Origin of the sequence: Bacillus sp. LJBS06, assembly GCF_016924995.1 — a bacterium.
GTDB lineage: Bacteria > Bacillota > Bacilli > Bacillales > Bacillaceae > Bacillus > Bacillus stercoris.
This window is the reverse complement of sequence record NZ_CP070483.1, coordinates 3035075-3047033: the sequence shown is the minus strand read 5'-3', so window position 1 is coordinate 3047033 and position 11959 is coordinate 3035075. Positions and strand designations below refer to the sequence as shown.

Below are 11959 nucleotides of genomic sequence, written 5' to 3'. Positions count from 1 at the left end.
GCTTTTCTTTTTGTATCTGAAAAATAGGCGACAACCAGTCCATTTTTCTGAAAAATCCAATCCGGTCGGCTTGTTTTCCATAGAATATCGTAAGGCCGTTTCTGTGAAAGGATGTTGGGATAAATGGATAGAGACTTTGGCATCTTTTCGTTAATAGCAGTCAGCGTTTCAGCAGCGGGTTTTTTCTTCGGTGGTTTTCAGTATTCATTTCTGATTTTGCTCTCTCTTATGGCAATTGAATTTATCAGTACGACTTTGAAGGAAACAATTATTCACAAACTGTCGTTTAAGAAGATATTTGCCCGGCTTGTCAAAAAATTAGTCACGCTGGCTCTGATCTCTGTATGCCACTTTTTTGATCAGCTGCTGAATACACAGGGGTCCATTCGTGACTTGGCTATTATGTTTTATATTCTTTATGAATCTGTGCAAATTGTTGTGACAGCCAGTTCTCTCGGCATACCGGTTCCCCAGGTGCTTGTCGATCTTTTAGAAACGTTAAAAAATAAATTTAAACGCAAACCGTAACTTTTCCCTGTTCGCGGGTCATAATAAAGCCCAGAGCGTCAGTCGCACTTTTCGGCATTAGGTATCGTAAAAAACTGTACGAGCTAGTCTGTATGCAGAACCTGACGGCGTGCTGGGTTTCCCTTATTTTTTGATAAAAGGCTTCCGCAGAAACGTAACTGTGGTATGATGTATGGAAGATAGCTAGGAACGGATTTGAGGGATAAACATGTACGAGTTTAAAGATTATTATCAGAATACTGTTCAGCTTTCCTTTGACAATCAGCCTTTCTCGGACAGCCCGAAGCATGTCTGGGTGATTTGCCGTTTTGGCGGCAAATGGCTTTTAACAGAACATGAGGACAGAGGCTATGAGTTTCCAGGCGGGAAAGTAGAGCCGATGGAGTGCGCGGAAGAGGCTGCGCTTCGGGAAGTAAAGGAAGAGACGGGCGCGAGAGTCAAAAGCCTCAAGTATCTCGGACAGTATAAGGTTCTCGGTAAAGAAAAAGTGATTGTGAAAAATATATATTTTGCAGATATAGAAAAGCTTGAAGAGCAAGCTGATTACTTTGAAACGAAAGGCCCGGTTTTGTTTCACGAGCTTCCGGAGAACCTTTCCCGCAATAAAAAGTTCAGCTTTATTATGAAGGATTCCGTTCTTCCGATCAGTTTGAAAAAACTGAAAGAATCTGGATGGATCGAATAAAAAATCCGGCACATGTGCCGGATTTTTTATTATGTCCTGCCCTTCGTCCATTTCTTTTCCAGCAGCTCGACACCCTGATACATCAGTGTGGCAAAGATGGCGATGATCAGCAGGCTTAAGAAGACGAGTGTGAAATTGAAGACTTGGAATCCGTAAATAATCATATATCCCAATCCAACCTTCGAAACGAGGAATTCCCCTACAATGACGCCAACCCATGATAAACCGACGTTTACTTTTAATGTTGAAATAATCGCGGGAGAGGATGCGGGCAGTATGACTTCTTTAAAAATAACCCATTTTTTTGCGCCGAATGTTTTCATGACTTTCGTATAGTTTTCGTCGACCTCCTGAAAGGCGGTGTACACAACGATGGTGGTGATAATGACGCTGATGATGGCTCCCATCGCAATAATGCTGATTAAACTGGGACCGAGTGCGACAATCAGGATCGGGCCCAGGGCCACTTTCGGCATTGCATTCAAGATCACAAGATACGGATCTAAAATCCTGGCAAGCCGATTGGACCACCATAACAAAGTGGCGAGGCACGTGCCCATAAACGTTCCAAGCAAAAAGCCTAGCACCGTTTCGAATAAAGTGACGCCGATGTGTGACAGTAATGAACCGTCACCGAGTTTCTCCAGCAATAAACGCCAAACAGCTGATGGAGAGCTGAAGATCAGCGGATCGATCCAGCCCTGCCTGCTGGAGATTTCCCAGCCTGAGAAAAAGAGAATAAATATGGCAAGCTGAAAGGAATGGACATTCCACTTTTCCTTTTTTTGTTTGAATTGATACTGCTCATGAAGCAGATCAATGGTTTCTTTGCTGTTTCTCAAGAGAATTCAGCTCCTTCCATATCGTTTGAAACAGCGTCTGGAAGGATGGCTCCTGGCGGGCGTCAAAAGGCATCATCGAGGCCAATTCCTTAGGAATGGTAAAAATCTGATGGATGGTGCCCGGCTGATTCGAAAATAGAAAGATCGTATCGCTCATCGCTATCGCTTCCCCTATATCATGAGTGACAAGCACTGCTGTTTTTTGATATTCCTTTAATGTGCGGAATACCAGGTTTTCCAATGACAGCTTTGTCTGAAAATCAAGCGCGGAAAATGGCTCATCCAGCAAAAGCAGACTTGGATCTGGCGCAAGAGTTCTTGCAAGCGCGGCCCGCTGGCGCATCCCGCCTGACAGCTCTTTCGGATATTTTTTCTCCACATCTATGAGGCCGAACTCAGGCAATAGGCCGAGTGCAGCGGCCTTGCTTTCTTCTGTCAGCGTGTCGGCGATTTTTAAACCGAGAAGCACATTTTCCTCGATAGATTTCCAGGGAAATAAGTAATCCTGCTGAAGCATATAGCCAATGTTATGTTCTTTTTGATTCGGCTCACGGCCTTCAATCAGAACTCTGCCTTCCGATGGCTCAATCAAACCGGCAATAATGGAAAGCAGTGTTGTTTTTCCGCAGCCGCTTGGGCCGAGAAATGAGATGAAATCACCTTTTTCGGCATCGAAATGAATATCCCGCACAGCCGTTGTTTTTTCTTTGATAGAAAAGTAAGTATGGGTTACATGGTCGACATGTAAGAAAGACATAGATGGCGCCTCCTATTTCTCCGAGGTGACTTTTTCAGCAATTTCTTTATTTACAAGCTGATTGTATGGAATGTGCTTCGGCAGTTCTCCCGCTTGATCCATAATGTCTTGGAGCAGCTCCCATTCTTTTTCGTTAAGCAGAGGATCTGGCGAATATGAATGCTGCTTTTTATAGCGTTCAATGGATGTTTCGATGACGTCTGGGTCGGTATCATCAAATTCATCTTTAATGGCATCTGTGATGTCCTTCGCAGAATGATTTTCAACCCACTGCTGCGCCTTGTAAATGGCTTTTGTAAACTTGACGGCTGTGTCTTCATTTTTCCTCAGGTAGCTTTGTTTCGCCATAAAGGTCGTGTAAGGAACGTCGCCTGATTCTTCTCCGAATGAAGCCACGATATGGCCGATGCCTTTTTTCTCAAAGAGAGAAGCCTGCGGTTCAAAAAGCTGTACATACTCACCGGTTCCAGAAGCAAACGCATTGGCAATATTGGCGAAATCTATGTTCTGGATGAGGTCTATATCTTTATGCGGGTCAATCTTATGTTTGTTCAGCACATACTCGCCGACCATTTGAGGCATGCCGCCTTTTCGCTGGCCGAGAAACGTTTTTCCGTTCAGCTGATCCCAGTTGAAGTGTTCAACATCTTCTCTCGCGACAAGGAACGTCCCATCTGTCTGAGTCAGCTGGGCGAAGTTAATAACGGGGTCCTTAGCCCCTTGCGCCTCGACATAAATAGATGTTTCTGATCCGACAAGCGCGATGTCGGAGCCGTTTGAAAGAAGCGATGTCATCGTTTTGTCTCCGCCCCAGGTTGTATTCACATCGACATCAAGCCCTTCTTCCTTAAAAAATCCTTTTGACTCCGCAACATATAAAGGTGCGTAAAAAATAGAATGGGTCACTTCAGCCACTTTAACTTTGGTCAGCGTTTCTTCTTGCTTGCAAGCTGCCAGGGCGATCATCAGAAAGATACTGCCGACACAGGCGAAGCCCAGCCTTAACCATTTGTTCACATAGACAACCTCCTTATTTCGCATCAAGTTAATATCCTTTTTTTGCTTTACATATCGTATGATGGGTATAAAAATGTGTGAATGCCTAATCAGGTTCACCGGATGTAATTTTGGAGTAAGGAAAGCATATAGAAAAAAGGAGGCGGCTGTTTTGATTGTAGAGAAAAGAAGATTTCCGTCGCCAAGCCAGCATGTGCGTTTGTACACGGTCTGCTATCTGTCAAATGGGTTACGGGTAAAGGGGCTTCTGGCTGAGCCGGCGGAACCGGGACAATATGACGGATTTTTATATTTGCGCGGCGGGATTAAAAGCGTGGGCATGGTTCGGCCGGGCCGGATTATCCAGTTTGCATCCCAAGGGTTTGTGGTGTTTGCTCCTTTTTACAGAGGAAATCAAGGAGGAGAAGGCAATGAGGATTTTGCCGGAGAAGACAGGGAGGATGCATTTTCTGCTTTTCGCCTTCTTCAGCAGCACCCAAATGTCAAGAAGGACAGAATTCATATCTTCGGGTTTTCCCGCGGCGGGATTATGGGAATGCTCACGGCAATCGAAATGGGAAGGCATGCGGCTTCATTTGTTTCCTGGGGAGGCGTCAGCGATATGATCCTTACATACGAGGAGCGGCAGGATTTGCGGCGAATGATGAAAAGAGTCATCGGCGGAACACCGAAAAAGGTGCCTGAGGAATATCAGTGGCGAACACCGTTTGATCAAGTAAACAAAATTCAGGCTCCCGTGCTGTTAATCCATGGAGAAAAAGACCAAAATGTTTCGATTCAGCATTCCTATTTATTTGAAGAGAGGCTAAAACAATTGCATAAGCCGGTTGAGACGTGGTATTACAGTACATTCACACATTATTTCCCGCCAAAAGAAAACCGGCGTATCGTTCGGCAGCTTACACAATGGATGAAAAACCGCTGACAATGAAATATGGTATGATAAAGAAAAAAGAGAACGAAAGGGGATCTCACTTTGGGAATGCCTGTTGAATTTAATACACTGATTGTGACAAAAGGAAAAGAAGTTCGCATAGATGAAAATATATTCACGTTAGAGAAGGACGGATACCGTGTATATCCGATGGAGATTCCGATGGATGTGCGCAAAACAAAGCTTGGCGAAAAGTCGGGCACAGCTGAAGTGCAGAAGCTTCAATGGGAAGACGGCCGGACGCTCATTACGTACAAGCTGACTTCTTTGCATTCTGTCAATTAAAACAAGCCAAGAGCTAATTGCTCTTGGCTTTTGCTTTTTAAACGAGAGGGCCGCCTGCCTGTGCAATGGCATCTGTATGTGCGAACTTTTTAAAATTCTCTTTGAATTCATTTGCAAGGTAGAATGCCTTTTCTCTGTATTCTTCCTTGTTGGCCCACGTGTTTTCAGGCTGAAGGATGTGATCAGGAACGCCAGGAACATGAGCCGGGATGTGCAGGCCAAAAATATCGTCAGTTATGATTTCTGCATCCTCTAATTTACCTTCAATCGCTGCTTTGACCATTGCTCTTGTGTAAGAAAGATTCATTCGTTCGCCAGTGCCATAGCCGCCCCCGGTCCAGCCGGTATTGACCAAGAAAACGTCTGCGCCGTGTTCATCGATCTTTTTGCCGAGCATTTCAGCATAGACGTGAGCAGGAAGCGGCAGGAACGGTGAGCCGAAGCAAGTAGAGAACGTCGTTTCAGGTGACGTCACACCTCGTTCAGTTCCGGCAAGCTTGCTCGTGTAACCGCTCAAGAAATGGTACATCGCCTGTTCCTTCGTCAGTTTGCTGATCGGCGGCAGGACTCCGAAGGCATCAGCCGTCAAAAATACAATTGCAGACGGATGGCCTGCCATGCTTGGAGTCACGATGTTATCAATCATATGGATCGGGTAAGCTGCCCGCGTGTTTTCAGTATAGAAGGAATCATCATAATTGGCTTCACGTGTGTCTTCATCAACAACGACATTCTCGAGAACTGATCCGAAACGAATTGCGTTAAAGATCTGAGGTTCCTTCTCCTCGCTTAAGTGAATGCACTTAGCGTAGCATCCGCCTTCGATATTAAAGACGCCTGTATCAGACCAGCCATGTTCATCGTCACCGATCAGCTTGCGATCAGCATCGGCTGAAAGAGTGGTCTTTCCTGTTCCTGACAGTCCGAAGAAAAGGGCGACATCACCTTTTTCACCGACATTGGCGGAGCAGTGCATGGATAAAATGTCTCTTTCAGGCAGCAGGAAATTCATAATGGAGAAAATAGACTTCTTCATTTCTCCGGCATACTCTGTTCCTCCGATTAAAATCGTCCGTTTTTCGAAAGAGACAATAATAAACGTTTCGGAATGAGTGCCGTCTGTTTTTGGGTCCGCTTTGAAATGCGGAGCAGAAAGAATGGTGAACGGCTGCTCAACTGTTTTCTTATCATTGCCTTCCGGACGGATGAACAGCTGCCGCGCAAATAAATTGTGCCATGCGAACTCATTTACGACAGTGATCGGCAGCCTGTATTTCTCGTCTGCTCCGGCAAATCCTTCGAAAACAAACAGCTCATCTCGCTGTTTCAGGTAGCTGACAACTTTCGTATAAAGCCGATCAAACGCTTCTTCTGAAATCGGCTGATTCACCGGGCCCCAATCGATCTTATTTTTCGTGCTTTCTTCCTCCACGATGAATTTATCTTTAGGTGAACGTCCTGTGTAAGCGCCTGTTGTCGCACGAACAGCACCCGTGGATGTTAAAATGCCTTCGTTTCGGGAGAGTACTTTTTCTGTTAGCTGTGCTGCTGATAAATTATGACGCACATTTGGACTTGTTAATAAGGCTTGTAAATCAGCGGTCAAATCAACTGAGTTCATATGAAACCTTCCTTTATCGTTTTTTGTGTTTTGCTAATTGTGAATTAGTATAACATATATTTTCAAATAGTCTATACTATTTATCATTTTTTGTGTGTGCATTTCCATTGTTTTCCCTCAATATAGGTGCCTATTTCTTCTGAATCATATTGACATTGCAAACCCTTTTACGATAAGATATTTCATTGAGCGGATACTCTTATCCCGAGCTGGCGGAGGGACAGGCCCTATGAAGCCCAGCAACCGGTTTCTCTGTTATTTATTATGTTGAACTGAGTGAGACAACCAAGGTGCTAACCTGTTGCAAGGTTGTATGATTCCTTGAGCGATAAGAGTGAAAGGCACAAAGACCAAACCCTTTCCTCGATGGAAAAGGTTTTTTTATTTCATAAATATGCCAATTAACATTCTCTAATATAACGTTACATTGTATAAGAGGGAGCGAGTTCCGTATCATATATGCAAGGTCTATCGGGAGACCTTGTGCAGGAGGAAGCAAATCATGAGTAAAAATCGTCGTTTATTTACATCAGAATCTGTTACGGAGGGGCATCCAGATAAAATCTGTGACCAGATTTCTGACAGCATTTTAGATGAAATTTTAAAGAAAGACCCTAACGCGCGTGTTGCTTGTGAAACATCTGTGACAACTGGTTTGGTTCTTGTCAGCGGAGAGATCACAACATCTACGTATGTTGACATTCCGAAAACAGTGCGCCAAACCATTAAAGAAATCGGATACACACGTGCGAAATACGGATTTGATGCGGAAACTTGTGCGGTTTTAACATCAATTGATGAGCAGTCTGCTGATATCGCAATGGGTGTAGACCAAGCGCTTGAAGCCCGTGAAGGCACAATGAGCGAAGAAGAAATTGAAGCGATCGGTGCTGGTGACCAAGGTTTAATGTTCGGTTATGCGTGCAACGAAACGAAAGAGCTTATGCCTCTTCCAATTTCACTTGCTCATAAATTAGCCCGCCGCCTAAGTGAAGTCCGTAAAGAAGATATTCTTCCGTACCTTCGCCCTGACGGCAAAACACAGGTAACGGTTGAGTACGATGAAAATAACAAGCCTGTCCGCATTGACGCGATTGTTATTTCAACTCAGCATCACCCTGAAATTACACTTGAGCAAATTCAGCGCAACATTAAAGAACATGTCATCAATCCGGTTGTTCCTAAAGAATTGATTGATGAAGAAACAAAATATTTCATCAACCCAACAGGACGTTTCGTAATCGGAGGCCCTCAAGGGGATGCGGGACTTACAGGACGAAAAATCATCGTTGATACGTACGGCGGCTATGCACGCCACGGCGGAGGCGCGTTCTCAGGAAAGGATGCGACGAAGGTAGACCGTTCTGCGGCTTATGCAGCAAGATACGTTGCGAAAAACATCGTTGCGGCTGAGCTTGCTGATTCTTGCGAAGTGCAGCTTGCTTACGCGATTGGTGTTGCACAGCCTGTGTCAATCTCAATCAACACGTTCGGTTCCGGAAAAGCTTCTGAAGAAAAACTGATTGAAGTTGTCCGCAATAACTTTGATTTACGACCTGCCGGCATTATCAAAATGCTTGATTTACGCCGTCCGATCTACAAACAAACTGCTGCGTACGGCCACTTTGGACGTCACGATGTTGACCTTCCATGGGAGCGTACAGACAAAGCGGAGCAGCTGCGTAAAGAAGCGTTAGGAGAATAATTTTATAGCCGCTTACTGGTTAAGCGGCTTTCCTTTTTTATCGTTGTATTCATGTTTATTTTTTTACATAACTGTGAAACCAAATACTATTCACAGCGTCTATAAATAGGGGTTCAATGATGACAATTTTAATTATGGAGGCAATACTATGTGTGGATTTGTCGGGGTTTTTAACAAGCATCCGTTAGCTCAAACCGCTGATCAAGAAGTACTAATCAAACAAATGAACCAAATGATCGTTCACCGCGGTCCTGACAGTGATGGATATTTCCATGATGAGCACGTCGGATTCGGATTCAGACGTCTCAGCATTATTGATGTAGAAAATGGCGGACAGCCTTTATCATATGAAGATGAAACATATTGGATTATCTTTAACGGGGAAATCTATAACTATATTGAACTGAGAGAAGAGCTTGAAGCAAAGGGGTACACATTCAACACGGATTCGGACACAGAGGTTCTTCTTGCGACTTACCGTCATTATAAAGAAGAAGCGGCGTCCAAATTGCGCGGTATGTTTGCCTTTCTGATTTGGAATAAAAACGATCATGTGCTTTATGGAGCAAGAGATCCATTCGGCATTAAACCGTTGTACTACACAACGATCAATGATCAGGTTTATTTTGCCTCAGAGAGAAAAAGTTTAATGGTTGCTCAGAATGATATTGAAATAGACAAAGAGGCATTGCAGCAGTACATGTCTTTCCAATTTGTTCCTGAACCAAACACGCTTGATGCCCATGTGAAAAAAGTAGAGCCGGGTTCACAGTTCACAATCCGCCCGGACGGCGATATCACATTCAAAACGTATTTCAAAGCGAACTTCAAGCCGGTTCAGACTGAAGAAGACAAGCTTGTGAAAGAAGTCAGAGACGCGATCTATGACTCTGTAAACGTTCATATGAGAAGTGACGTTCCTGTCGGTTCATTCCTGTCTGGCGGAATTGATTCTTCCTTTATTGTGTCCGTTGCGAAGGAATTTCATCCAAGCTTAAAAACATTCTCAGTCGGCTTTGAACAGCAGGGCTTCAGCGAAGTCGATGTAGCGAAAGAAACTGCAGCGGCGCTCGGCATTGAAAATATCAGCAAAGTCATTTCGCCTGAGGAATACATGAATGAGCTTCCGAAGATCGTATGGCATTTTGATGACCCGCTTGCTGATCCGGCAGCGATTCCGTTGTACTTTGTTGCAAAAGAAGCGAAAAAACATGTAACGGTTGCTTTATCAGGTGAAGGTGCGGATGAGCTCTTCGGCGGATATAACATTTACCGTGAACCGCTTTCGCTCAAACCATTTGAACGCATTCCGTCCGGCCTGAAAAAAATGCTTCTGCACGTTGCTGCCGTTATGCCTGAAGGGATGAGAGGAAAGAGCCTGCTTGAACGCGGCTGCACTCCGCTTCAGGATCGTTATATCGGTAACGCGAAAATCTTTGAAGAGTCTGTCAAAAAGCAGCTGTTGAAGCATTATAATCCGAACCTTTCATATCGCGATGTGACGAAGACTTACTTTACAGAAAGCAGCTCGTACAGCGATATCAACAAAATGCAGTATGTCGATATCCACACTTGGATGCGCGGAGACATTTTGTTAAAAGCGGATAAAATGACGATGGCGAATTCTTTGGAACTGCGTGTGCCGTTCTTGGATAAAGTCGTATTTGACGTCGCTTCAAAAATTCCTGATGAGCTGAAAACGAAAAACGGCACGACGAAGTATCTTCTTCGCAAGGCCGCTGAAGGAATTGTGCCTGAGCACGTATTAAACCGCAAAAAGCTTGGTTTCCCTGTACCGATCCGTCATTGGCTGAAAAACGAAATGAACGAATGGGTGCGAAATATTATTCAAGAAAGCCAAACGGATGCATATATCCATAAGGATTATGTCCTTCAGCTTCTTGAAGACCATTGTGCGGACAAGGCTGATAACAGCCGTAAAATCTGGACTGTACTGATCTTTATGATCTGGCACAGCATTAATATTGAAAAACGGTATATGCCTGAAGAGCTGAGCCATCAGCCTAAAGAAGTCATCTTTGTGTAACAGACAACAAGGCTTTCGATTAGTCGAAAGCCTTGTTATTATCCTTTTATTTCTCCATCATCATTGATTTACCCAATCCACACGCAATATTCAGAAAAATGATTTAATGATATTTTTTTCTAGGGGAGAAGAAAGCATGCAAAAACAAAAACAAGAGCTGCACCGCGGACTCGAAGAAAGGCATATTTCTTTAATGTCTTTAGGAGCTGCCATAGGAGTGGGGTTGTTCCTCGGCTCCGCATCAGCTATTCAGTTAGCAGGGCCAGGTATTTTGGTAGCATATGCCGCAAGCGGCCTGGTCATGTTTTTTATTATGAGAGCGCTTGGGGAAATGGCCATTCAAAAACCGGTTGCCGGTTCCTTCAGCAGGTATGCGCGTGATTATTTGGGACCGCTTGCAGGCTATTTAACAGGGTGGAACTACTGGTTTTTATGGGTTGTCACCTGTATGGCTGAAATTACTGCTGTCGGCATCTATATGGGGTTCTGGTTTCCTGATGTGCCAAACTGGATTTGGGCATTATCGGCGCTGATCATTATGACGGGTGTTAATTTCCTGGCTGTCAAAGCTTACGGCGAGCTGGAATTTTGGTTCGCATTGATTAAAATTGTCGCGATCCTATCTATGATTGCTGTCGGTTTATTGATGATTATTGCAGGAGTCGGCAATGGGGGCATTGCAACCGGAATCAGCAATTTATGGAATAACGGAGGATTTTTCCCTCATGGAATAAAAGGGGTTTTATTGTCACTTCAAATGGTGATGTTCGCCTATTTAGGGATTGAAATGATCGGGGTGACGGCTGGCGAAGTGAAAAACCCGCAAAAATCATTAGCCAAAGCAATCGATACAGTATTTTGGAGGATTTTGATTTTTTATGTAGGCGCTTTATTTGTCATTATGTCTATTTATCCGTGGCAGGAAATTGGCTCCCAGGGAAGCCCATTTGTTCTCACGTTCCAAAAAGTGGGCATTCCATCGGCTGCAGGCATCATTAACTTTGTCGTGTTGACGGCCGCGCTGTCTTCATGCAACAGCGGTATTTTCAGCACAGGGCGGATGCTGTTTAACTTGGCGGAACAGAAAGAGGCGCCACAAGCATACGGTCAGCTGACGAAAGGCGGCATCCCGGGTAAAGCTGTTCTGGCTTCAGCGGGCGCTTTATTAGTCGGAGTGCTGTTAAACTACGTTGTCCCTGCGAAGGTATTTACTTGGGTTACAAGTATTGCGACGTTCGGAGCGATTTGGACGTGGGCAATCATTTTGCTTTCTCAAATCAAATACAGGAAAAGTTTGAAGCCCGAAGAAAAGAAACACTTAAAGTATAAAATGCCTTTCTTTCCGTTTACGTCTTATGTGTCATTGGCTTTTCTGGCATTCGTCGTCATTCTTATGGCTTACAGCCCTGATACAAGAGTAGCCGTGATTATCGGGCCGATATGGTTTCTCATCTTGCTTGCCGTGTACTATGGAAAAGGTTTTCATAAAAAAAATGCGGCTAATGACAGCGAACGAAATATCAGCTGACAAAAGAGCT

Annotated in this window: 11 protein-coding genes and 1 riboswitch; of the genes, 7 read left to right on the top strand and 4 right to left on the bottom strand. The window is 44.3% G+C overall.

Annotation, left to right across the window (positions count from 1 at the left end):
- Nucleotides 1-123: 123 nt before the first annotated feature.
- The gene (locus JQX68_RS15470; protein WP_014665089.1) at nucleotides 124-528 is read left to right on the top strand and encodes a phage holin family protein; all 405 of its coding nucleotides are present in this window, start codon (nucleotides 124-126) and stop codon (nucleotides 526-528) included.
- Nucleotides 529-736: 208 nt separating this feature from the next.
- A complete protein-coding gene (gene ytkD / locus JQX68_RS15465; RefSeq protein WP_014665088.1) occupies nucleotides 737-1213 on the top strand; it encodes an RNA deprotection pyrophosphohydrolase in 477 nt (158 codons plus the stop codon).
- Between the two features lie 29 nt (nucleotides 1214-1242).
- Here ytkD and JQX68_RS15460 read toward each other — a convergent pair whose 3' ends face one another.
- From JQX68_RS15460 to JQX68_RS15450, 3 genes are read right to left on the bottom strand one after another with little or no spacing between them, the layout of a single operon-like run.
- Entirely contained in the window at nucleotides 1243-2055 is an 813-nt protein-coding gene (locus JQX68_RS15460; RefSeq protein ID WP_205440341.1) for an ABC transporter permease, read from the bottom strand.
- Nucleotides 2030-2812, bottom strand: coding sequence for an ABC transporter ATP-binding protein (locus tag JQX68_RS15455; RefSeq protein WP_014665086.1), 783 nt, complete (start codon nucleotides 2810-2812; stop codon nucleotides 2030-2032). Before JQX68_RS15455 ends, JQX68_RS15460 begins: the two co-directional genes overlap by 26 nt.
- Nucleotides 2813-2824: 12 nt before the next feature.
- Entirely contained in the window at nucleotides 2825-3829 is a 1005-nt protein-coding gene (locus tag JQX68_RS15450) for an ABC transporter substrate-binding protein (protein ID WP_205440340.1), read from the bottom strand.
- A gap of 151 nt (nucleotides 3830-3980) precedes the next feature.
- Between JQX68_RS15450 and JQX68_RS15445 the strand changes: the two genes are divergently transcribed.
- On the top strand, nucleotides 3981-4754 hold the full coding sequence (locus JQX68_RS15445; RefSeq protein WP_014665084.1) for an alpha/beta hydrolase family protein: 774 nt from the start codon (nucleotides 3981-3983) through the stop codon (nucleotides 4752-4754).
- Between the two features lie 51 nt (nucleotides 4755-4805).
- Nucleotides 4806-5048 carry a DUF2584 domain-containing protein gene (locus JQX68_RS15440; RefSeq protein WP_040082053.1) on the top strand — a complete coding sequence of 81 codons (243 nt, stop codon included), beginning with the start codon at nucleotides 4806-4808 and terminating at the stop codon, nucleotides 5046-5048.
- 37 nt (nucleotides 5049-5085) lie between these two features.
- Here the strand turns inward: JQX68_RS15440 and pckA are convergent, their stop codons facing one another.
- The gene (gene pckA, locus JQX68_RS15435; protein ID WP_147772400.1) at nucleotides 5086-6669 is read right to left on the bottom strand and encodes a phosphoenolpyruvate carboxykinase (ATP); all 1584 of its coding nucleotides are present in this window, start codon (nucleotides 6667-6669) and stop codon (nucleotides 5086-5088) included.
- A 196-nt stretch (nucleotides 6670-6865) separates the two neighbouring features.
- Nucleotides 6866-7004, top strand: a riboswitch (SAM riboswitch).
- Between the two features lie 167 nt (nucleotides 7005-7171).
- On the opposite strand from pckA, the gene metK reads away from it, so the two are divergent.
- The 3 genes from metK to alaP all read left to right on the top strand — a co-directional run bounded on the left by metK (nucleotide 7172) and on the right by alaP (nucleotide 11949).
- Nucleotides 7172-8374: a methionine adenosyltransferase gene (metK, locus tag JQX68_RS15430; protein WP_014665081.1), complete on the top strand. Its 1203-nt coding sequence runs from the start codon at nucleotides 7172-7174 to the stop codon at nucleotides 8372-8374.
- Between the two features lie 148 nt (nucleotides 8375-8522).
- On the top strand, nucleotides 8523-10421 hold the full coding sequence (asnB, locus tag JQX68_RS15425) for an asparagine synthase (glutamine-hydrolyzing) (RefSeq protein ID WP_147772399.1): 1899 nt from the start codon (nucleotides 8523-8525) through the stop codon (nucleotides 10419-10421).
- Between the two features lie 136 nt (nucleotides 10422-10557).
- Nucleotides 10558-11949, top strand: coding sequence for an alanine permease AlaP (alaP, locus tag JQX68_RS15420; RefSeq protein ID WP_014665079.1), 1392 nt, complete (start codon nucleotides 10558-10560; stop codon nucleotides 11947-11949).
- Nucleotides 11950-11959 lie beyond the last annotated feature (10 nt).